The 24,330-nt window shown below is 35.2% G+C and carries 15 protein-coding genes and 2 pseudogenes; 6 read left to right on the top strand and 11 right to left on the bottom strand.

Annotated features, from left to right (window positions below):
* Window positions 1-267 (bottom strand): annotated as a pseudogene (locus ACRRVD_RS04175) (IS6 family transposase); the annotation flags it as partial.
* 98 nt (window positions 268-365) lie between these two features.
* Between ACRRVD_RS04175 and ACRRVD_RS04170 the strand changes: the two are divergent.
* A complete protein-coding gene (locus ACRRVD_RS04170; RefSeq protein ID WP_432461864.1) occupies window positions 366-5,150 on the top strand; it encodes a contractile injection system tape measure protein in 4,785 nt (1,594 codons plus the stop codon).
* Window positions 5,151-5,270: 120 nt separating this feature from the next.
* Window positions 5,271-7,205 (top strand): hypothetical protein, encoded by a 1,935-nt coding sequence (locus ACRRVD_RS04165; protein WP_432461863.1) that lies wholly within the window; start codon window positions 5,271-5,273, stop codon window positions 7,203-7,205.
* A gap of 345 nt (window positions 7,206-7,550) precedes the next feature.
* Here the strand turns inward: ACRRVD_RS04165 and ACRRVD_RS04160 are convergent, their stop codons facing one another.
* Window positions 7,551-8,075, bottom strand: a complete 525-nt coding sequence (locus tag ACRRVD_RS04160; protein ID WP_432461862.1) for an SPOR domain-containing protein — start codon at window positions 8,073-8,075, stop codon at window positions 7,551-7,553.
* Window positions 8,076-8,465: 390 nt separating this feature from the next.
* Between ACRRVD_RS04160 and atpD the strand changes: the two genes are divergently transcribed.
* The 4 genes from atpD to ACRRVD_RS04140 all read left to right on the top strand — a co-directional run bounded on the left by atpD (window position 8,466) and on the right by ACRRVD_RS04140 (window position 12,929).
* Window positions 8,466-9,980: a F0F1 ATP synthase subunit beta gene (atpD, locus tag ACRRVD_RS04155; protein ID WP_432461861.1), complete on the top strand. Its 1,515-nt coding sequence runs from the start codon at window positions 8,466-8,468 to the stop codon at window positions 9,978-9,980.
* A 282-nt stretch (window positions 9,981-10,262) separates the two neighbouring features.
* Window positions 10,263-10,886 carry an OmpH/Skp family outer membrane protein gene (locus ACRRVD_RS04150; RefSeq protein ID WP_432461860.1) on the top strand — a complete coding sequence of 208 codons (624 nt, stop codon included), beginning with the start codon at window positions 10,263-10,265 and terminating at the stop codon, window positions 10,884-10,886.
* Window positions 10,887-11,002: 116 nt separating this feature from the next.
* Complete coding sequence (locus ACRRVD_RS04145; RefSeq protein WP_432461859.1) at window positions 11,003-11,890, top strand: hypothetical protein; 888 nt, start codon at window positions 11,003-11,005, stop codon at window positions 11,888-11,890.
* A complete protein-coding gene (locus tag ACRRVD_RS04140; protein ID WP_432461858.1) occupies window positions 11,850-12,929 on the top strand; it encodes a hypothetical protein in 1,080 nt (359 codons plus the stop codon). The genes ACRRVD_RS04145 and ACRRVD_RS04140 overlap by 41 nt, the downstream gene beginning before the upstream one ends.
* Window positions 12,930-13,052: 123 nt before the next feature.
* Here the strand turns inward: ACRRVD_RS04140 and ACRRVD_RS04135 are convergent.
* The 9 genes and pseudogenes from ACRRVD_RS04135 to ACRRVD_RS04095 form a co-directional block, all read right to left on the bottom strand.
* Window positions 13,053-13,151: pseudogene (locus ACRRVD_RS04135) on the bottom strand (IS6 family transposase); the annotation flags it as partial.
* Window positions 13,152-13,233: 82 nt separating this feature from the next.
* Entirely contained in the window at window positions 13,234-14,547 is a 1,314-nt protein-coding gene (gene mtaB, locus ACRRVD_RS04130) for a tRNA (N(6)-L-threonylcarbamoyladenosine(37)-C(2))-methylthiotransferase MtaB (RefSeq protein WP_432461857.1), read from the bottom strand.
* Window positions 14,548-14,775: 228 nt separating this feature from the next.
* On the bottom strand, window positions 14,776-15,429 hold the full coding sequence (locus ACRRVD_RS04125; protein WP_432461856.1) for a hypothetical protein: 654 nt from the start codon (window positions 15,427-15,429) through the stop codon (window positions 14,776-14,778).
* Window positions 15,430-15,807: 378 nt separating this feature from the next.
* Window positions 15,808-19,098: an isoleucine--tRNA ligase gene (gene ileS, locus ACRRVD_RS04120; protein WP_432461855.1), complete on the bottom strand. Its 3,291-nt coding sequence runs from the start codon at window positions 19,096-19,098 to the stop codon at window positions 15,808-15,810.
* Between the two features lie 233 nt (window positions 19,099-19,331).
* Window positions 19,332-19,868 carry a DNA-3-methyladenine glycosylase gene (locus ACRRVD_RS04115; protein WP_432461854.1) on the bottom strand — a complete coding sequence of 179 codons (537 nt, stop codon included), beginning with the start codon at window positions 19,866-19,868 and terminating at the stop codon, window positions 19,332-19,334.
* Window positions 19,869-19,934: 66 nt separating this feature from the next.
* Entirely contained in the window at window positions 19,935-20,510 is a 576-nt protein-coding gene (locus tag ACRRVD_RS04110; RefSeq protein WP_432461853.1) for a hypothetical protein, read from the bottom strand.
* Window positions 20,511-20,807: 297 nt separating this feature from the next.
* A complete protein-coding gene (locus tag ACRRVD_RS04105) occupies window positions 20,808-21,047 on the bottom strand; it encodes a hypothetical protein (protein ID WP_432461852.1) in 240 nt (79 codons plus the stop codon).
* 310 nt (window positions 21,048-21,357) lie between these two features.
* Window positions 21,358-22,200, bottom strand: a complete 843-nt coding sequence (locus tag ACRRVD_RS04100) for a lysophospholipid acyltransferase family protein (protein ID WP_432461851.1) — start codon at window positions 22,198-22,200, stop codon at window positions 21,358-21,360.
* Between the two features lie 763 nt (window positions 22,201-22,963).
* A partial coding sequence (locus ACRRVD_RS04095) for an ankyrin repeat domain-containing protein (RefSeq protein ID WP_432461850.1) occupies window positions 22,964-24,330 on the bottom strand: 1,367 nt, incomplete at its 5' end.

Below are 24,330 nucleotides of genomic sequence, written 5' to 3'. Positions count from 1 at the left end.
TTAACGTAAGTTTCATCCATTCTCCAACTACTACCAACTGGGCGTTTTCTTTTTCTTACTTCTTGATCTATAAGGGGAATGAACTTAATTACCCACCTTTGTAAAGTAGAATGATCAATATTTGCGCCTCTCATATGCATCATCTCTTCTAACTCTCTATAGCTTAAAGAAAAACGACATTTCATGTAGACAAATAACAATATTAACTCCGGTGAAGAAACAAAATCCTTTAAAATAGGGCAATAATCTACGGGTAATAGTAAACATTTTAGTAAATTTTTGACTAAAATTACTAAAATAACCGCTCCCTTAAAACAGATGCGACAGAACCGTCTTTAAACCCGTTATATCCAACTTAATTGGTTATGTCTACAAAAACCCATCATGTTATTCTACGTAGTCGGATCGAGATTACGCTTGATCAGCATAATCAAAATAACATACTCCAACATACCCTTCATAAAGTGGTCCAGCGGCATATTATGCCTATCTTATCAAAATTATTTTCTCAATACGTTCCGGATGATGCAATTATTCATTTAGACAAACTTGTAATAGATGTAGGTGATTTAAATCTATCTACCCTTGGCAAGCAACTACCTTATCAGGTCGAACAGATCTTAATGCTTAAGTTAAAAGAAGAGATTAGTAAGGTAATACATAACCCTACTATAGACCAAATAACTCCACTACCTGATGCAAAAATGCAGGCTATAGCACACTATCTATCAGAAGGTAACTTTGCCTGGTGGATGGTGGAACATTCTGAAAAACAAATTGAAAAAACATATTTAGAATTGCTTCACCATACCCCTTTGCGCATAGCACAACTTTGGTCTAATATAACGAAAAAAGAAAAAGCTGTTCAACGTTGTATGGGACTTTTTTCCCAAACTACTGTGGCCGATACGCTTGCCTATCTATTAAATCAGCCTATACCGTACTTTACACCTATATTAGCCGAAATAGGACTACTGTTACACCAAACAGGGATTTTGACCAATAGGCCATACACACTGGAGCAGCAACTGCATGCAATGGCGCTATTGGCCATCATTAACCAGCAAAAGCATAAAGTAGACCGGATCGGTTTTTTGCAAATGCTCCTCCAACAAGCAGCTATTCAAACTTCTACCAGCTATGAAAAAATTCTAGAAAAATTACAGGCTTATTATGAACAAAATGAAAAAAAATCTTCATATACCCCAACCATTAAAGCATTCATATTTCAGTTGAGAGATATGGTTGCAATGCCACCGAAATACTGGTATAAAGATGATAACAATCAGCAAAAAGTACTAAAAGAATTGGATAAAATAGGGAATTATACCATGCCCCCTTATCAACTACCTGCAGCTATTGGTACCATTAAGACAGTAATAGATCAACCTGGTATACGTTCTTTAGTAAAAAGTTGGCTTAAAGAAAAAGCAAACAGGAAAAAATTGATTAAACGCTTACCTAATGCACTGTTTATTAGATTTTTGCAATCTATAGATCCTTATATAGTAAGGCTATGCGCTGATTTTACCCAAATCATGACAGCTATTACTGCCACTACTGCATCTACTTACGCTATTAAAGCCAATACTTTAGCCTATTTTGCCTTTGAACATCCTAAAGCAGTCTATCTTAAAGCGATTCAGTCGCTATTTAAGGAATATATTTCCAATGGCCTCATCAACAAGCAAGGGCTCTCCATACTGTGCAGCACGCATACCTATCATCCAGAAGTAGTAGCTATAATGGAGCCATTGGTATCCATACCACAAAGCTCCGTTGTATCAGATGCTCCAAAAATAATCATGTATCCAGATGGAAGTATAGATACCAATCCTCAACTGGCCTCTACCCAGCCAGTCTATTTAAATAAAGCTGCGATTTCAGAAGGTGGATCATCTAATCTATTAAAAGCGTTAGAAAGAATAATCCACCCTACTATAGCAGCTGATGAACAATCGGGAGCTATTGGTAAAATTAAGGTAGAAATAGACCAACCTGGTATACGTTCTTTAGTAAAAAGTTGGCTTAAAGAAAAAGCAAACAGGAAAAAATTGATTAAACGCTTACCTAATGCACTGTTTATTAGATTTTTGCAGTCTATAGATCCTTATATAGTAAGGCTATGCGCTGATTTTGTAGAGCTTGCAACAGCCACTGCTGTTACTATTGCACCTATCTGCGCTATTAAAGCGAATAGTTTGGCTTATTGTACCTTTGAACATTCTACAAGAACCTATCTTAAAGCGATTCAGTCGCTATTTAAGGAATATATTTCCAATGGCCTCATCAACAAGCAAGGGCTCTCCATACTGTGTGCTACGCATAGCTATCATCCAGAAGTAGCAGCCATCATGCAACCTTTGGTATCTTCTATGTCTCAAGCGTCCTTTCTATCAGATGCGGAAAAAATAAGGGTGCACCACGATAATAGCCTACATACCGATCCGAAACTGGGAGGTATTGGAGCTACCTATTTAAATAGGGATTCTGTTTCGGGCCTAGAAAGTAACTTATCTGATGTAGTAGATTTTTTACTTTATAATGAATTGCCCAACAACCAATTGGTGCCAGCTTATGTAATAGCCAAACGATTGGGACATGCAACATGCCAACAAATACGAGATCAGCTTACACCTTTATGCCAAGAAGCAACTATCTTAAGAAAGTTAATACAACATGCGACAGAACCAATATTAAACAAGCTATTACAGGTCTTTGTTCCTTTTTCTGATCAAATATTAAATAGACTAGAGGAAGTCATTGCTCAATCAAAAGTACTGCAGTCCACAGAACAACTGACTAATATCCGGTTAATAAAAGAAATTTTTATTAAAGCAGCGATCATGCATATACCACCTACTACTGAAAAACAGTATATAGAATGCATATTATACCATCTTGGCATACAAAGTTCATGCAGTCCAACTATCTTATGTGATCAGTTGATTGATGCTGCCAAACAGATAACCGATCTAGTAGAGACCTTTTCTTTGCTCAAAAAAAATCTAGCAGCACTGAATTTAAATAAGATAGATGAAATAGACCTTATGTTTCTATTTACCCATGAAACATTTTCTTTAGACCAAACCGTTTTTCCGCTTTATTATAGTAAGCTGCTGCCAGCTATTAAACATAGGATTCGACAGTCTGATGGAGCTGATTTATCCCAATCAGTGATCGACCAACTGGTTGCCCAACATTTGCCAACTATTGATAAGCCGTTACAAGGAACCATTGGAACAGCGCTCTACAAACAAATTACCGATTCCTTACAAAGCAAGCAGCAACGCGTTGCAAAAAGATGGAACCTTTTTTTACATACCGGTCAATTGGAGCAATATACAGATGTTACCGCTTTATTTAATGATGTGATAGAACATTTGCCTACTTTTCCCTTAGCACAAGATAAAATACATGTACGACGACGCCTTATTGCAAATTTTACGACTGGTCAACTCATGTTATTGGTTCGAAACCATAATGATATAGGCAAAACACTGGCAAACTTTATACAAGGAAGCTACCAACTATGGTGTGCTACAGAAGGCTCATTAGGCCAACAAAATATTACTAGAAATCTATTTTGGGATAGTGTATTGAAAACACTACCTGGAACATTGATGACCAAAGACGATTGGCTTGCAGAAATCACTACCGAATGGAGTAATGTTTTACAAATCACCCCCACTACACTAGTAGAAACTTTTCAACTCTTTATTCAGGATACCAAAGGGATACCAGAAGTAGAAAAACTAACCACTTCATTACATAGGCTAGAAGAAAAATATCGAGAAGACATTCAACAACAAGCCATACAACGTGGTTATAAAACGCCTATTTTAACCAAACTGTATCTATTGCTCAATGGAAGCTTATCTTTTTTTTCCCAACAGTATCCTCTAGCCATGGCTACATTGGGTAATGAATTGATGCAATCCATGGCGGACCAACCATTGGCTTTATCAAAGCTATTAAAAGAGCAGGATAACCATGAATTGGCAGCCAGACGTATGGTATACTACTTTAGCCAAGAAATTACTACAAAGATGATAGCCTGTTTGGCAAAAGAAAAATCTCTATTTATAATGCACTACCTGGATCTATTAAGCAATTCATTGCCACACACTATTATACCACCCCACGATCTATCTAGATGGAAAAAAGAATTCTGTATTTCTATTATGCATTATTTAATTACAAAAAGTCAAATTGAAGAAATGGAGTTTGTACACCGTACATTACTGACTATCTGTTATCCAAAAGAAACTGTTTATCAAGTTATTACTTCAATCGTATCCAACGAAAATACCCCCCCCAAAAAAAATAAAATCATAAACTTACTCAAGCCACTGATCAAGCAGATGAGTCAAAATAGGATTGACGCATCAACGGTAGTAAATAATCGATTAGAGCAGTTACCAGCAACTCTAGAAAAAAAAATAGCTAAAAAAGATAATCTAGCAACAGAAGAGGTTCGGGTTTATACCAAAAATACTGGATTGGTTTTTCTATGCCCTTTTTTCTATGATTTTTTTAAGGTCCATAACCTAATGGTAGGCAATCAATTTGTTTCTGAGCAAGCAGCCCACAATGGAGTTTATCTGCTGCAATACTTAGTTACAGGAAAGCTAAACAGTCCAGAATGGCAACTTACCCTTCCCAAGCTACTTTGTGGCTTAACCTATGATGCGGTATTGCTACCCTACAGCCCTATAGATGCAGATGATGCGTATGGTCAACCGCAAGCAGAAATGGTAGCTCAGCTAGAAAAGCAACCTTTAGAGGGCGCTAGAAAAAAAATAGCCACCAACAGCTTAATAGCCACTGACGCATTGGAACCGATAGCCATCCATACCGAACTACTTATTGAAAAAGTAATAAAACGGTGGAAAAGTTTAAAAAAACTTAAAGACACAACCTTATATCAGGATGTTACGCTTGAAAATATATTGAACGATTATTTTTTAAACAGAATGGGAATTTTGACTAGACAGGAGGTTGATAATAGCTCCGAAAACAGGTTTTGGCATCTCACCATTATGCATCAGGACTATGATACAGTTGAGTTACTGCCTCCTTGGTCTATGACCCGCCTGAAGCTACCTTGGATGCAAGAAGCGATTGTTTTGTTTTGGATGGTTGAATAGTATAAAGACCCATGTAGGGATCTTGTGAAGATATACTGCTGATTAAAAATGTATTTTATATTTGCAATTATTAAAATAAGTTATCAACTTATCGATCTATAAACCATTTAATTAATGCTTATGATGTTTTACAACAAAAATAAATTGATCCTGTTTCTATTTTACCATTTTCTCTTGCTTTCTTCTAACTGTAAGCAGGTACCTATTTCATCCATTTCAGAGCATAAAGATATACAACAGGATTATACATTAGCGCGTAAGCCGCCGGTCCTTTCTCTTTCTTCTTGCAAGGAGCTAGGCAGCATCAGTTGCATGGAAGGTGCAAAAACAGATTTTTTAGTTCAATGTAAAGGGACCATTTCCAATATAGACCTTCCATTAAAAGGTCAATTGGCTTTTATAGGGATAGTAGATGGTGCTAAGCCGCTTAATAAAGCATCAGCTATAGTAAAAAGTGCGATAGATGCCAAAGACAAAATTGAAACATTACTATGGCAAGGGGAAGATGGTTTTATTTATTGGCATAAAGCTGATACAGATATAAACGAATCGATTATTAAGATAAAGGAGGAGGATTACAAAAAATTAATCTCAAAAAAATATGCAGTGCATATGCTATACCTCCCAAATAGTGCCTCTCCCAAGGATTATATTATTTCAAATAATTCAGTTCAAATAGACATCAAAGGTAAAGATGCATTGCTGCCCAATTATCAAAATATTGGTTTAGAAGCTATGTACCCTATTGAAGAACAAATCAATAATGCCACAGATTGGTTCTTAAAAGGTAAGATACAAAATGCATACCTAAAAGATGATGCTAAAATGGGTTTTATATTGGTTAGAGAACCAATTAATCCTTATCCATTGGTTCAGAAAGTAATCGCTTCTAAGGATGGATGGCCTACGGCACCTACATCTTTTAATGATGAAATGATTATCATTCCAGGTACATTAAGGGAAATAGATCCCGCTATAGTAGGTACTTTATTAAGTAACCATGCGCCTATTCAAGGTGGTAAGTTCAAGATAATTTGTTATTGGATTCAAAATCAACATTGCTATTTGAGTCAAATGGAACATATAATCTCTGATGGTACATCAAAATCATATTCTAGTGCTCCTCCTACTATCCTCTTTACGGATGATGGCCATAATCTAAAAGTATCGAATGTAAGCCTTTGCAGTGAGCAAGTATCAGAGGGGAGACAAGCGGTTACCTTATCTGATTTTAAAATAGAATATGTTGTTAATAATGAAGTAACACCATTACCGGCTCATTTAAAGCCATCTTTGCTTTTTTTACAAAAGGGTACGCTTTGGCGAACGGCTACCATTGAATCTTTGTTTAAAAAATTGGATGCATCGAACCAAAAAGCTGGTATAAGCGACGATGGAACCATTTGCCTGGTAACTGATTCGGGTAAACTGCTAAACCAATCTTGTATAAACTTTTTTAGCCGTGCAGCAGATTACGAATATTTTGTATGCTTGTTTTCTAAAGAAAACCACAAGCTTACATTTTGCACACAAAAAGAAAAAATAACCATAGAAAAAAAAGAAAAACCGCAGCCACCTAAAAAAGATATACCAGAATCGCATGGGCCAATACATATAACCTTAGACAATAAAAATGCGCATATTACTTTAGGGATATATCGTTGGTGGCCTCTTTTATCATCCTATGTTGACTATAGTCTCCCTAAGGTTACTTTAGTACCTAGCCAATTAGATAAAAATAATCTTGCGGATAGAGGCTTTTTAATCACTAAAGCGAAAAAACTAAATGCTTCAAAAATGGATGATTATAGTTGTGTAATTAATAAGTTTATTGAAAATAAAAGTAAAAATGGGTCGGTGTTTTATAAAAATACATTTTTGATCTTCCAAGAGAAGCTTAATCCAGAGATGAAACAGGAATTAATAAACAATATGTATAATGCATATGAAAAAGAGTCAGCAGGGAAGCAAACTTTAAAGATTAGCTATTGGGCAAAATGCGAAAATAAGATTGTGTGGAGCAACCCAGTAAGTATAGAACTTATTATCAATTAATATAGTGGACTGATTTTTAAGACAAATTTTTAGAAATTTTATTTCTGTATGATCTAGATAGAGTATTATATTTTTAATTTTGATAATCAGTATTAAATATACATTTTACAGTTTATTTTAGATAATTCTAAATGCATTACGAATAAATGAATTATTCTGTCTATCAGCTTATTATATATAATAGCGTAATAAAGACAGACAAAATGCTTGTTAAATAAATGTAAATATTAACTAAGAAAATAATACTAATCTATTGTAAACCAGACAAGTAAATCACTACTTTAGGTGATTAATGGGCAAAGCAGGAAAAAAAATTAAATAAAAATTGTCTGATTTTTCAGTCCACTACAGGTGGAGGATAGTGGCTAAATAGGCCTCGCTAGGGAGTATAGAAGGTCGAATCATCACAGATGGTATTTTTTTTACTAAAGTAAGATAGACAAAATAGGCCTCTAATCTATCCCCAAAAAAGCCTAACTGAACGGTATAATAGGGTTGCCTGTAGTGAAGCTTAGCAGGATAAGCAAAGGTAGCCACTAATTCTTGTGCTTTTAACGCTGCTGTTCTACTACTACCCGTATAGAGCTGTATGGTATAACCTTTTAACCAATTAGCTTGCTTATAAGCTAGCTTTCGCTGTGTTAAACGCTCCATCAAACAACTCGTTTGGTCCAATGGACATATCAATGGAAGGGGGACCCCCTTTTTTATTGCTTTAGGGCTTTTATAGAATTCCATTCTGTATGGAGCAAGATTTTCGTCATAGATCCCCTTTTTTAACTGTTTCCAGTTAGATGAAGAGGCAGCTTTTGATTCCATGCACCCTATGATGCCATTTAAAAAAATCCATACGAAATACTTTATACCCATATTAGTTGAAACGTGGTTACATCATGGAAAAATAAACATAAAGTAGAAACAGAGCAAACGCGACAGATCCATCCCTTTACATTTACAGTAGCAAATTCAATCCTTTTTTATAAATTTAGGAAACGATGTAGATACTGCATGGCAATATATTAGAAATGGTTATACAGCATGTAAAATAGTTTCAAGCATTGAACGTCTATTTATAACTTTACTTCGAGTTTTTAATGTTATTATATACGGCTCTGTTGCTTAGAGCTATTGCTGTTTTTTCCAAATTTTTGCATATAGTTCCGGGTATTTAATTTTCTTGTAGGATCTTTTTTGAAGATCTAGTACAATCCATACGCAAAAGATGCTTGCATTATATCTTTAAATTTTGATTAAAAAGTAATGTCCCATACTGGAAAAGTTATTCAAATCATAGGTCCTGTAATAGACGTCCGTTTTAGTGAAGAAGCTCAGTTGCCTAGCATATTAAATGCATTGTATGTTAAAACCCTTTCTGGGAAATTGGTTGTCATAGAATGTCAACAACACTTGGGTGAGCATTGTGTACGTGCCATTGCTATGGAAGGAACAGAAGGATTAACGCGAGGACTAGAAGTAATGGATACAGGAGCCCCTATTCAGGTACCCGTAGGGAATGGGGTACGTGGGCGCCTTTTTAATGTTATAGGAAGTGCTATAGATGGTATGGCACAACCAGTAACCGATCAGAAATTTCCGATTCATAGACCAGTGCCATCTTTTGACCAACTTTCTTCCACAACAGAAATTCTCTATACCGGTATCAAGGTAATTGATTTGCTTGCACCTTATGTGAAGGGGGGGAAGATTGGGTTGTTTGGAGGTGCAGGTGTAGGTAAAACAGTTTTGATTATGGAGCTGATTGACAACATCGCTAAATCTTATAATGGGCTTTCTGTATTTGCTGGTGTAGGCGAACGAACGCGTGAAGGCAATGATCTTTTACGGGAAATGATTGAAGCAGGTGTGATCAATTATGGGAAAGCATTTACGGAGGCGATGGCACAAGGCGATTGGGATATAAGCAAAGTAGATTATGAAGCATTGAAAACATCCCAGGCTGCACTGGTATTTGGGCAAATGAATGAATCTCCCGGTGCAAGGGCCCGCGTAGCACTGACTGGACTTTCTATTGCAGAGTATTTTCGTGATCATGGTGAAGGGGAGGAAGGAAAAGATATTCTCTTTTTTATTGATAATATTTTTCGTTTCACACAAGCCGGTGCAGAAATTTCTGCATTACTAGGGCGGATACCTTCTGCTGTAGGCTATCAACCTACCTTGGCCACAGAAATGGGTAGCATGCAAGAACGCATTACTTCTCTTAAGCATGGCTCTATTACATCTGTTCAAGCAGTTTATGTTCCAGCTGATGACTTAACAGATCCTGCTCCTGCTACTACTTTTACCCACTTGGATACCACTACAGTCCTTTCCAGAAGGATAGCAGCACTGGGTATTTATCCGGCTGTAGATCCTTTGGCCTCTTCTTCTAGGGCATTAAATCCTGAAGTATTAGGCAATTTGCATTACGATACAGCTCAAAAAGTAAAAAGAACCCTCCAACGTTATAAAGAACTACAAGATATTATAGCCATTTTGGGTATGGACGAGCTATCAGAAGAAGATATATGCACGGTTTACCGTGCTAGAAAAGTAGAACGGTTTTTATCTCAGCCTTTTCATGTAGCAGAGCGATTTACAGGGATTCAAGGAGAACGTGTACCTATAGAAGATACCATTAAAGGATTTAATATGATCATTGATGGAACGGTAGACCATCTGCCTGAAATGGCTTTTAACTTAGTCGGGAATATTGAACAAGCTATTTCCAAAGGAGAAAGGCTGCTAAGCAGCGCACATAAAGGAGCACAATAACCGCATTCAGTTGCAAGCAGATATGGAACGGACCTACATCTGTAACCAACCATAAAGGTATGTCGCATAGCTAATGATAAAAAAGATTTAAAAGTCTATTTTTTTAGTTAAATTTACCAAGTAAAAGTATTTTACTTAAGTGAACAGCACTATTGCCATATAATTGGTATCTATGGGTGGCGATAGTGTATAGAAATAAGGAATATTAAATATTCCTTTTGTATTGATATGATTAAACCTTAAAATTATACTATGATGAATTATAGATTTTTATTTGCATGGATGCTAATGGCCTGCATGTATACGGGCGTAAAGGCAAATCTACCTAAAAAAGGTGACCAATCGCAAGTGGTACCGTCTAGTTTAAAAATTGGGTATGTAGATGTCGCTTATATATTCGGCCAACTACCAGAGGCTATAAAAAACAGTCAAGAATTACAAACTTTTCAGCAGCAGTTGGATAATCAGATTCGAATAAAAATCCAAGAGTTAGAAGAAAAAGGTAAGGCGTACCAAGAACAAATAAATACACTTACCGAAGCTCAGAAAAATCAAAAAATTAAGGAATGTCAATATTTACACGCAAACATTAATAATCTTAATGATGAGAAGCATACTAAAATAGTAGAGAAACATAAAGCAATTATTCAACCGCTGTATACCAAAATGCAAGAGGTCATTCACAAAATTGCAGAAGAACAAAATTACACTATTGTATTGGCCAAAGATACAGAGGCAGGTCCTATAGTACTTTTTGCGGAGACTGCATTTGATCTTTCTGAGCTTGTATTGGAAAAACTTAAAACAATGGCGCCTAAAAAGATAGAGCCGCCTGTAGTAGGCCCGAAAACACAAACAGCTGCTCAGCCATCTACCCGTTCGGCTAAAGCAGTCAAGAAAAAATAAGCCGAAGCCCTCTCTTTCCTATTTTATGTAGTCAGTAAAGAGGGGGGTATCATACAGTTTATAATGGTTTTTATTAGTCTGTAACCTAGTTTAGTATCATTTTTTATGGATTCATTTTGAAGCTATCTTATCTAATTAGATTTTTTGCTTATGGCTTGCTGTTGATCCTGATTTATTGGGTACTGCGCAGTTGTAGTGCTGAAAAAAGCACAAAAAATTCCCCAAATGATTCTTTTATTGCTTGTGTTGGTAAACAATATTTATATCCATCGGATCTTGCATCCATAGATCCTTTGCATACTGATGTTGCAGATCAAGATTTTTTTATTAAAAAATATGTAGAAGAGTGGGCATGTAAGCAGCTCCTTATTGCGCAAGCGGATTACCCATCTATCCAGCCTTCCATGAAGGCGAAGTTAAATGACTATAAAAATGACCTATTGGTGTACCATTTTTTAGAAAAGCTAATTCAGCCTACATGGAATCCATATATATCATCAGAAGAAGTAGCAGATTACTATCAAAAATACAAACAGCGTGACTTTATACTCCCTCATGATATCGTAAGGGGTATTTTTCTAGCGCTTCCCTCAAAAGCTGCTTGTACCAAATCTATAAGGTCACTCATATTATCCAACAAAGCAGCAGATCGAGAAAAATTACAAGCCTATTGCAGCCCCTATTCCGATACAACTTTCTTAGAAACAGATAAATGGCTACCTTGGGAAGCTGTTTTGGCCAAAATTGGTTATCGTCCAGTTGAAGGTGCAACTAGATTGTTAAAAGTCAAGAAGTTTATTCATGTAGCAGACCAAAAACATACCTATTTTTTAAAAATAGATCAGTATAAACTAGCAGAAGAAATTGCTCCGTTAGAATCAGTGGAAAATCGCATTAGAGCCATTATACTACACAAAAGAAAATTAGATCTCATTCATAAAATCAAATATAAACTCTTAGAAGATGCAAAAAAAAATCATACCTGTGTTATGCACATTAACTAAAACTGTAATATGGTCTCTTGCTATAAATATTTGTGCTGGATTACCTGTTACTAAAGCGAACGATCAATTCTTGTTGGATAAAGTAATTGTTACTATAAATCAAGAGATAATATTACATTCTGATTTAGAAGAAGCATGCAAACAATTGGCCTCAGAAAGGGAAGTAATAGATGAATCTAAAAAAATAGCGCTATTAAGAGCGCTGGTTGTCAATAAAATACTTTTAGCAAAAGCTAAATTAGAAAACCTTAAAATTCCCAAAGGACACCTTGAAAAAGAATGTGATGCTAAAATAGCTCGTTGGATAGATCAGTTTGGCACTCAAGAAAAGTTTGTGGAAATTGCAGGTGAATCTATTTACCATATTAAGAAAAGTCTAAAAAAGAGCTTAAAAGAAGAATATTTTACTTTTTTAGCCTATCGCCATCTTACCCAGCATGTATTGGTTACACCAGCAGAGGTAAAAAATTATTTCAATGCATTGCCACCAGATAAACGTCCTTACTATCCTTCCTCTGGTGAGGTATATGAACTGGTTGTCTACCCTAAAGCAGTTAAGCCAACAGAACAAGAAATTAAATTAGTTGAGATTGAATTAAATAAAATTAGAGCACAAATAGTTTCAGGTATATTAAAGTTTGAAGCAGTTGTACAGCAATATGCAGAAGACAAGAAAATAGCCGTTCAGGCAAAGTTGATTACGCATAACCAAGAAGGTGAACTATTATCAGGTATACGCATTCCTTTTAAATATTTGCATCCAGAAGTCTATTTTGCAATTGAGAGCCTTAATGTAGGAGGAGTTAGTGAACCTCAGAAGTATATTGATACATTAGGTAGATCAGCTTGGCGGTTATACTATCTCAAGAAAAAGGTAGAAGCGCATCACATGAATCTTACGCAAGATTATGAACAGATCCATAATCACTTACTCGAACAGAAAAAAAAAGCAGTGCTTGACAAATGGATGCAAAGCGCTAAATCAGAATTTGTCATAAACTTTGCTCCAGAATATCTTCCAGTAGAGCAGTTGCTTTAATAGGCTCTTCTAGTGAGAGTCTGTCTTTATAAGTGTGTAAATATTTTTTAGGGTGTTTATATGGCTCTGTCGCATCTGTATTTAATTTTGTATAGTTTTCTCCCTTGTCTTGAAATTTGAATATTATTCGGCCATAAGTTTAGCAAAGTTATCAAAAGTAGATGCTTGTCTTTTAGCTCCGATTAATTGTCCTTTTTGAATGATTCTAATATTTTCTATCCCTTAGAACCCACTATATTGTTAATAATAAATAAGCATTTACACAATTTTATTTACAAACTCTGTATTGCACAAATTACCTAAATTAGCTCTTTAATAATTCTGGAATGACCATCCCCTCCGCATTTATTTTTTTGAGTAGAACCTTACATAGCCTATTGGCTAATGCTGGTTGATAGGGCAGTTGTACACGAATGTAATTTTCTGTAAATCCTTCTATAACGCTATTATCTGTTCCATATTCGAATAAAACAGTAGCAGTATGACCCAAATATTGGCTATAAAAATGTCTTAGTTTTTTTTCTGACAGGATGCGCAACATTCTAGCCCGTTTTACACGCTCTCTTTGAGGTACTACCTGATCCATATGAGCCGCTTTTGTATGGGCTCTTTCTGAGTAAGGAAAAACATGTATATATGCAATCGGCAATTCATTTAAAAAATGATAACTTTCTAAAAAATCTTCTTCTGTTTCACCTGGAAATCCAACCAGTACATCTATCCCTATGCAACAAGAAGGTATTTTTTCTTTTAAGTAGGCTACACGTTCTTGATAAAGTGTAGTTGTATATCGACGCTGCATTAATTTTAAAATCTTGTTGCTACCAGATTGTAGCGGCATGTGGAAATGTGGCACAAAACATTTGGATACAGCTACAAAATCTATAATTTCTTTACGAAGTAAATTGGGTTCAATAGAGGAAATACGAAAACGTTTTATCCCCTCTATTTCATCTAAGGCTTGAATCAGTTCAAAAAAATTGCTTTGTCGTTTTTGATCAATGATGCCAAAATCTCCCAAATTTACTCCTGTCAGTACAATTTCTTTGACATCGTTGCGAACAATGGTTTGGACTTGGGTGACTACTTCTGCAATGCTAGCACTTCTGCTTGGGCCTCTAGCGAGTGGTATGGTACAAAAAGAACAATGATAGCTACAACCATCTTGTACCTTAAGGAAGGTTCTTGTACGATCTCCTAAAGAGTAGGCAGGAGAAAAGGCTAGTTTTTCCTTAATGGAGGTAACCTGTATAGTAGCCCATTCATCTGATCGTTTTTTATTCCAGTCAGTAATCCAATCAAGCAATTTGAATTTTTCATGTGTTCCAAATACGGCGTCTACACCTGGTATGGCTGCAATCTTTTCTGGTTTGAGTTGTGCATAGCAACCTATCACAATTACAAAAGCTTTCGGTGCCATTTTTAGCGCTTCTCTAACAGTTTTTGCACATTTATGATCTGCATTTTCCGTTACAGAGCAGGTGTTTAGTACAAAAACATCAGGACGTTGTGCTAATGTTACCGTAACAAATCCTTTTTCTGTAAACAATCGACCAATTTCCGAAGTCTCAGAAAAATTTAATTTGCAGCCTAAAGTATGAAAGGCAACTTTTTTCATTCTATTTCTAAAGTTTTACAGTTATAGATCTAAATAATTTGCTGGAATAATGTGGGTTAAGGTATTTGGTAAAAGGAAACAGCAGGCAGTCAAATAGCTATGGCGTCTCATCTTAAGAAGTATAAAAAAGCCCTTTATAAAAAGTTGCAATCTGCAAGCGGGGCTTACCCAAACTTTTTACACAGGACTTTATTTTTTACTTTTTGATGAAGCAAAAAGTAAGCGAATTTAAGGAATTAGTTTTGCATCATTAACAATAACTTCAGGATCAACACCATCGGTATGAGAAGCAGCACTAGATCGAGCGGCATCAACAGATTGAATAGCAAGCACACCAGAAGAAATGGCCAATGAGCTGGCACCAAAAGCAAGCATACCACTACAAGCAGTTACATAATCATCATCAGTGGAAATAGTATGAGCAGCAAGTGCACCAGCACCAACTATAGATGAGACTGCACCAATAGCGTTAGCACCAATACTATCAGTTTGGGGACCAGCATTAGAACTATTCCCAGCAGCGGAAAATACACTAGCAGCACCAGCAGCAAACGCACCAGAAGCCATAGTAAGTGCAGCAGCAGCAGCAGTACTAGCAAGATCACCGTCACCCATAATATAGGCACTACCCGCCAATCCAGCACTAGCAATGGCATAAGCCGTAGCAGTGCATCCGGGGAAAACAGTATTGATAAAGCGACGGGAAGCAGCAACAGGCGCACTAGCCTTATGCGGTGTATAGGAAGCATTCGTTGATGTAAATTCCTTACTTTTTTGGCTGTGGTTCTGTGTAAAATTTGGAGAAATTTTATGCGTATGATGGATGCTATTGCATCCGGCTAACATTAGCAAATGCAATACAAAACCTTTTTTTATTTTCATAATTATAATTTATTTAGGTATTCATAATTTATTATTGTACTTATTTTAAAGAGGCTCTTTAAGTCCCCGATTTTATAAGCGACTACAATCTATCATAATGATACTAAATAGATCTTTAAAATCAAATTTTCCAAACAAAGTCTGTAAATAAAATTTATTAATCTTGCTTAAGATCAGTTTTTATTGTTAACATATGCGCTACGTTTGTATAGATTTTTTTTGCTTGTGTTCAAGATAGTTAAAAATCAACTTTTGAAGCAATAATCAATCACGTATGTCAAAGAACATCTGATATACCCAACACTTAAACGATAAGTCAAAGTTTTTTTATAGTATTATACCTCTAAATAGGATCTATCTATCTATCTATCTATCTATCTATCTATCTATTTTGGTAAGCCGAACGGCTACCTTTACATCCTCTATATCGATTTCGAATCCTATTAGCTCGGATACGAATTCTAGCTGTATGGCTTGTGTTTCTCTACAGATATAATCTTTATAGGTGATAATAGCCTGATTTATACAATTTTCATATTGTTTTATATCAATAATGATTTTGTCTTGAATATTGAAGTTCAGGGTCTTACGCAATTGCTGAATACGGTGCACAAATTCACGTGCAATACCTTCTTCTTGGAGCGCGCTATCCAAGGTAGTATCTAGTAGAATGGTTATTTCACTCTCTGTGGCCACACACCATCCAGGTATATCTTTTGTAAAAATCAATATATCTGCTAAGGTAAGGGGAATTACCTCATCTTGTACGTGTAATAGATGGGTGTTGCCTTCCTCTAAAGAAGAAATTTCAGATGCTGTTAAAGCGATAATAGCCTCGTTAAGCTGTTTCATTTTAGGACCATACCGTTTACCTAAAAGAGAAAAATTAGGTTTTGCTTTTTTTAGATGATGGATATTATCTAAGTAATGGATCTGCTTTACATTAATTTCTTTTTTTATCAGCGTTTCTAGATGAGGCCATCCAGCTGAAACAAACAGACCTGCAATGCTGATACTAGATAAAGGTTGGCGCACCTTAATGCTATGTTTTTTACGTAAAGCATGTGCCAAAGAAACAATTTTTTGTACTTGCGCCATCTCTATTTCTAGTCTTGGATTTAAGGCTTCTGATGCTGCTACTGGAAAATCTGCCAAATGAACAGAATAATGTCTTTCTTTTTCTGTAACATGGTTCAATGATTGATAGAGGTAATCTCCATAAAAAGGCGCTATAGGTGCCATCAGTTTAGCAACCGTTATAAGGCAATGATATAGGGTCTGATAAGCAGCTTCTTTGTCCTTATCTTGTTGGTTTTTCCAGAACCTTTTTCTATTCAGCCGTATATACCAATTACTCAAATCATCTATTACAAAATCTTGAATCATTCTGGCCACTGGTGTAGGATCATAGTGGTCATAGGCTTCTGTTACCATTTTAATCAGTGTATGGGAACGAGAAATAATCCATCTGTCACTCTGGGTTAGGTCACTATTGGTAAGTACACGTTTATTAAAATAGAACTCATCTAGATTGGCATAAAGTGCAAAAAAATTATACGTGCTGTGTAACGTAATGAAAAATTTACGTACTACCTCTGCTACGCCTGCGGCATCAAATTTTAAATTATTCCATGGATTGGCATTACCAATCATATACCAACGTATCGCATCTGGACCATATTGTCTCAATAATTCGGTTGGATCAAGGGTATTACCAATGCTTTTAGACATTTTATTGCCATATTTATCCAATACGAGTCCATTGACTACTACATTTTTAAAAGCAGGAATTTCAAAAAGTAGTGTGGAAATAACATGTAAGGTAAAAAACCATCCTCTGGTTTGGTCTATCCCTTCTGCAATAAAATCAGCAGGGAAATTTTTTTCAAATATTTCTTGATTTTCAAATGGATAGTGCCATTGTGCACAAGGCATTGCACCCGCATCAAACCAAACATCTATTACAGCTGCCTCTCTATACATAGGCAATCTATTGCTGCTTACCAAGACAATATCATCTACATAGGGACGATGCAAATCAATATCTTCCGGTAGCTGCTGTTGCATAAAACCAGCCAATACAGATTGCTCTACTTCAAATCTTAGTTCCGCTAAGGAACTGATACACTTTTCTTCTTTTTGATCAACTGTACGCCAGATAGGGAGTGGCGTACCCCAGTAACGTTCACGACTTAGGTTCCAATCTACTAAATTCTCTAGCCAACTACCAAATCGTCCTTTGCCCACATCAGCAGGCTTCCATTGAATGGTACGGTTTGAGTCAATCAATAATTCTTTATAAGCTGTTGTTTTAATAAACCAGGCATCGAGTGGATAGTAAAGAATTGGTTTATGGGTACGCCAGCAATGGGGATAATTGTGCTCATATTTTTCTACTTTGAAAGCTTTGTTTTCTTGCTTTAGTTTCCTAGCAATCAATAGATCTACAGGAGGTAAAGTGGACGCTTGTTCGTAAGCTGATTTTACATAACGTCCAGCAAAATCACTGATTTCTGCTACAAAACGACCTTGTCTATCTACAATTGGAACAGATGCACCTGATGCATTGGTCACCACAATAGGGGCAATATTTTCTTTTTGGGCGATTCGGTAATCATCTGCACCAAAGGTAGGCGCAATATGCACAATACCAGTACCTTCTGTGGTATTGACAAAATCAGCTGCGATCACCTTAAAAGCATCTCCTTTGGGTTGTACATAAGTTAAAAGTTGTTCATAGCGGATGCCTACTAAATCAGCGCCTGTATAGCTGTCGACAATCTCCCAAGGTAAAGTAGTACGATCGGATCTAGCATCAGACTGATAGCCATCACAGCTAGTGGGCGCACTTGTAAAGAAACGTTTTACTGCATCTTCTGCTAAAATAACGTAAATAGGCAGATGGGTATAGGGGTTGATGGTAGCTATTTTAACATAATTAATAGTAGCCCCTACTGCTAGGGCACTATTTGCAGGAAGGGTCCATGGTGTAGTCGTCCATGCCAGAAAATATTCATTGTCTTTTCGTTTAAACTGTGCTACAATCGAAATGTCTTTGACCAACTTATAGCAGTCTGGCTGGTTTAATTCATGGGAACTTAGTCCTGTGCCAATAGTAGGGGAGTAAGGTTGTATAGAATAGCCTTTATAGATCAGTTTTTTATTGTAAAGTGCTTTCAGCATGTACCAAACCGATTCAATATAATCGCGTTCATAGGTGATGTAAGGATTTAGGTTGTCTTTCCAGTAGCCTAGCTGCTTATTTAATGATTCCCATTCGCTTTTGTAAGCCATAACTGTTGCGCGACATGTCTGATTGTAATCGGCTATGCTAATTTTTTTACCAATATCTCCCTTGGTAATACCTAATTTTTTTTCTACTTGAAGCTCCACCGGCAAACCATGTGTATCCCAACCACTTTTGCGACGTACATAATAACCCTGCATGGTTTTATACCTAGTAAAAAGGTCTTTAACGGTCATGGCCAAAATATGGTGTACACCTGGTGCACCATTGGCTGAAGGAGGCCCTTCAAAAAAGACAAAAGGCTCATTGCTTTCACGTTGCTGCATAGAGCATGCAAATGTTTTTTGTTCTTCCCAAAAAAGATCCATTTTTTTTGCAATGTCTAGCAAATTGAGTTGCATTTGCGTTTTGTATTTTTTCATCTACGTGTAGGTAATTAAATCTTTAATGTAAAACACTATGTATTACAATTTAATGAAAAAGTTAGGTTCTATTCCCTCTACAATTGGTTTTGTGTAACATTTTTCCTAACCCTGAGTTTTGAATATGATATGATGCTAGCTATTTTTTAATTTAAGTAGAGATACTAAAGAAAATATTCTAAAGAAAAAGCAACAGTACCGAATATAGGAATATTACAAGCTAGTGGTACAGGCTAGCTTTGGTATGGTATACCTGCTGTACAATCTACATCTGTAACAACATAGCGCCATATTTTATCTAACCCTTTTGAAATGCCTACTCTGGGTGTTGACTTATAAGATAATTGACAACCTATATCTTTAATAGATAATATTTTTGATACGGTTACATCGATGGCATTATGCATTAAATTAATGCCTAAATACTGGCAAAGCTTGCCTGGACCATTTAGGTAAGTATAGGGTGGATGGATCAATTTTATACCTCTAATAAGAGTAGCAGCTGGAAAATTTAAATCTTCCGTAACAATGTTTAAACAGTAATATTTGCCATATATAAAATATACATAAGTAAATCCAGCTAGTCCAAACATGGTTTTAGTTCTTTTGGTCATACCTTTAGCTGCATGGCAAGCCGGATCATTTGTACCAATATAACTCTCCGTTTCAGTAATAATTCCCTTAAAGTTATAAAAACATAATAGTTTACCAATTAAATTGGTACTGACTGTATTGGTATCTTGTATAAAAAAGGATCTAGTGAGTACCATTTGGGATTATTGGATTTGGATATCATCACATCTACTATGTTTTACTTACGATCGAGCTGTTTTATATTACTTAGAGGATAAAGGCCTAAAGAGGTACAGCGTTTTTATTTTGGAATAAAATACTTTTACATATAAAATTGCAGCTAAACATAGGGATACTACACATGCAAAGAGGGTGGTATAGGCTGTTTCTTTATAGCATATTAGCCAAACCTTATGCATAGGAAACTTCTTAGTGAAGAATAGACCCATTATCAAGTGGTCGACAAATGCAGCAATTAATAAACTGATAAAATTGCTTACTATAAAACTGTATCTAGCCTTTAGTTTTAAGAAAATTTTGAAACCTATATAACCAGCAACTAATATAGCCAATAAAGAAGTTCCTATAAGTCCAGGAATAGGTTTCCCAGCGATGCAATATTGCTTATCGTATAATAACCCAAGTGAAGTGGTGGTAGACAATAGAATGCTTATAGTTGCTTTTTGATGGCCATGGCTATTTGCTATTCTATTTAAAATAAATGTTAAAAAAGTAAATAATAATGCACAGTATACTATTTTAGAAGTAAAATTCATGCACAATACAGACGCAAATAATAAACCCACTTGACTGGAATAGTTATTTACTATTTTTTTCATATTGATTATCAGTTTTTATGTTAAAAATTACTTGATAAAATCAAGTAAAATAGCTAATTTTTTTAGTAAAAATACCAATAAAATTACTGTATTAAAACAGCTGTAAATAAATTAGGTAAATCTAAAACGACCTATGTTAATACCAACTTCAATGCGACCTTATTTCAGCTCTTTACTTAAGATAGTCTTATTTGTAGTGATTAATATTTAATTTTATACTTGCTAAATCTGTATAGATACAATAAAAACTTATACGAATCACAGAAATAGCAAAACAATATATTTATATTTGTTTTGCTACTCAAGAGGCTTTTTTATTTTCATCCTATCTATCAGTTCATTGATATCTTGTATGATCTTTGATGCTAATAGCTTATTGTTTTTACTTTTTGCTTCGTTTAAATATAATCCTAAATTACCTTGGATTGTTTCCCCATTTTTCTTGTTTATATCATCGTTGATTCCCCTATAAAACTGAATAATATTCCAGGTTGTAGTACTTTTTGATGAAATGATGGTTGGGTCTTTGAGGTACACATATTACCATTTAGTATTAGCATGCCGCTACTGGTTAGCAACCATTTTTTTGTATGGATTGTTTTGTTTTTTATGAACTGCATATGATTGTTTTTTGTTTTATTTGTGGATTATTGCTATAAATTGCTTAACCTGTCGAATTAAGATTAAGCGTTATGTTATTGAGAATGTTACGTACATTCTTATTTATATCCAAATATATGTTAGGGCTTATTTCTATTTTTTCTAGATCGATTTATTGTAGTCGTCGTTAAGGGGGATAGCATAGAGAAGTAACTACAGCCGTTTGGCATATTACTGAAAATGGTTTTTATTTCCATCTTCTATGTGACCAAAGCCAACAGGCTGGGTTTCGTAAAATATCTGCTTCGAGTCTTTTAGTATAACGTTCTGCAATCTCTTGAACCGATAGTTGGGCAGGTGTTTCTGCTAATAATATAGGTCTTACTCTATATTTTCCCCGTTTGATTCGCTCTGTTTGAATGTAAAAAATAGGATGGTTATGCTTTTGGGCCAGTTTTGCAGCGGTTAAGGTAACAGTAGTGGATTGGGATAAGAAAGTAGTAGCATACCCGTTTTGCTTATGCAGTGGAGCTTGGTCTATTAAAAGTGTAGTAGCCTGAAGAGACCCTTTGTAGGTAGTCATATGTCTGAATAGGGTAATCATCGGAATGGCTTTTCGTTGAAAACGGCTTCTTATATGCAATGCCATACGATTTATGCCTTTGTGGTGTAACGGTTGATAGCCTGCACATATGGTATAAGATGTCTGTAACGCAACGGCGTTTGCAGCCCATTCCCAATTGCCAAAATGACCCGAAACTAATATAATCGATTGATTTCGTTTATAAAATTGTTCTATAGCTTCTATATCCTCAAGGGTAATGTGCTGCAAAAGCTGTTGAGATGTTATCGTGCAAGCTTTTATTTGTTCTAATAGTAGCTCACATAGACGTCGGTAAAACAATTTTTCTATTTGTTTACGTTCATGAACCGTTTTAGTAGCAAAAGCATGCATTAAATTTTGTATGACTACTCTTTTTCTATAACCGATCAGGTAGTAGACTATTATATAGCATAAATCTGATACACAATATAATAGAGAAAGCGGTAAAAAAGAAAGTAGATAACATAAAGCGTATACAATAGACATGAACAAAGGGAAAATTCTGGGAAACAACTATCCGTAATACATACTGTATCTGTTTACGTTTACTTTGCTTTGAGCAAATAGTAAAAAGGTTGTTAAACCTACTTGTAGCGGTAATACAAACTAGATATAAAGATTCTATCGCGTTTGTTTAATCAAATAACCTCAATTCTGGATCGGGATTAGCAATTAAAAAAGTTAAAATTTTTTTTGTGTTTTAAATTTGGAAATGAAAAGTATAGTGGACCGAAAAAATCGGACAATATTTTATAAATTTTGTTTCCGTTTTATTTCTCCTTTATCGTATTGATTTTTTACATGTGTAAGATAGACGTTCATAGGTTTTTGATATTTAATGCTAGAATGAAACCTGTTGTAATTATATTTATGCATGTAATCGTTACTTGGACGATAACTCTACTAACGTAAATTCTTCTTTTAATAAGTCTAATACTATTTTAGTCTTCTCTAATGAACTAAACTTTCTAACCTTTTTTCTTCCCATTTCATAAACTCGTTTGTGAAACAATAAAACTAGTACAATATGAAACAAAGTATCTAATTTTCTGTCCAGTTTTTTCGGTCCACTATATTTTGGTAGTTACTCCATACTTAGACGATAACTCTACTAACGTAAATTCTTCCTTTAATAAATCTAAGACTATTTTAGTCTTCTCTACTGAACTAAACTTTCTAACCTTTTTTCTTCCCATTTCATAAACTCGATTGTGAAACAATAAAACTAGTACAATATGAAACAAAGTATCTAATTTTCTGTCCAGTTTTTTCGGTCCACTATAGTTTTTTTCAATAATTTAACTATTTTTTCATGATCATTTTTCCTAGCTAAATCAAGAGGCGTGTCATCATATCTGTTTTTTTCATTAACAAGAATATTTGGATGTTCCAATAACGCTTTGACCACTTCTGTATGACCTTTTTGTGCTGCTAGATGAAGGGGAGTAAAGTTATCTTTCGTTTTTTCGTTTACCTTAACTTCATTGATCTCCAATAACGCTTTGACTACTTCTGTATGACCCTCTTGTGCTGCAATATGAAGGGGATTAAAGTTATCTTTCGTTTTTTCATTTACATTAATTCTTTTATCTTCCAATAACGCTTTTACCACTTCTGTATGACCCTTTTGTGCTGCTAGATGGAGAGGAGTAAAGTTATCTATCGCTTTTTCATTTACATTAATATTTTTATCTTCCAATAAGGCTTTTACCACTTCTGTATGACCATTTTGTGCTGCTATATGAAGGGGATTAAAGTTATCTTTCGCTTTTTCATTTACATTAATTCTTTTATCTTCCAATAAGGCTTTTACCACTTCTGTATGACCATTTTTTGCTGCTATATGAAGGGGAGTAAAGTTATCTTTCGTTTTTTCATTTACATTAATATTTTTATCTTCCAATAACGCTTTGACCACTTCTGTATGACCCTCTTGTGCTGCTAGATGAAGGGGAGTAAAGTTATCTATCGTTTTTTCATTTACATTAATTCTTTTATCTTCCAATAACGCTTTGACCGTTTCTGTATGACCACTATATGCTGCTAGATGAAGGGGAGTAAAGTTATCTATCGCTTTTTCGTTGATTTTAATTTTTATATGTTCCAATAACGCTTTGACCATTTCTGTATGACCATAATATGCTGCTATATGAAGGGGAGTAAAGTTATCTTTCGCTTTTTCATTTACATTAATTCTTTTATCTTCCAATAAGGCTTTTACCACTTCTGTATGACCATTTTTTGCTGCTAGATGAAGGGGAGTACAGTTATTTATCGCTTTTTCGTTGATTTTAATTTTTATATCTTCCAATAAGGCTTTTACCACTTCTGTATGACCATTTTGTGCTGCTAGATGAAGGGGAGTAAAGTTATCTATCGTTTTTTCATTTACATTAATTCTTTTATCTTCCAATAACGCTTTTACCACTTCTGTATGACCATTTTGTGCTGCTATATGAAGGGGAGTACAGTTATCTATCTCTTTTTCATTTACATTAATTCTTTTATCTTCCAATAACGCTTTGACCACTTCTGTATGACCCTCTTGTGCTGCTATATGAAGGGGAGTAAAGTTATCTATCGCTTTTTCGTTTACCTTAACTTCATTGACCTCCA

Origin of the sequence: Candidatus Cardinium hertigii, assembly GCF_050864915.1 — a bacterium.
In the GTDB taxonomy this organism is placed as follows: Bacteria; Bacteroidota; Bacteroidia; order Cytophagales; family Amoebophilaceae; genus Cardinium; species Cardinium hertigii_D.
The sequence above is the reverse complement of the archived record's forward strand: the minus strand, read 5'-3'. Positions and strand labels throughout refer to the sequence as shown.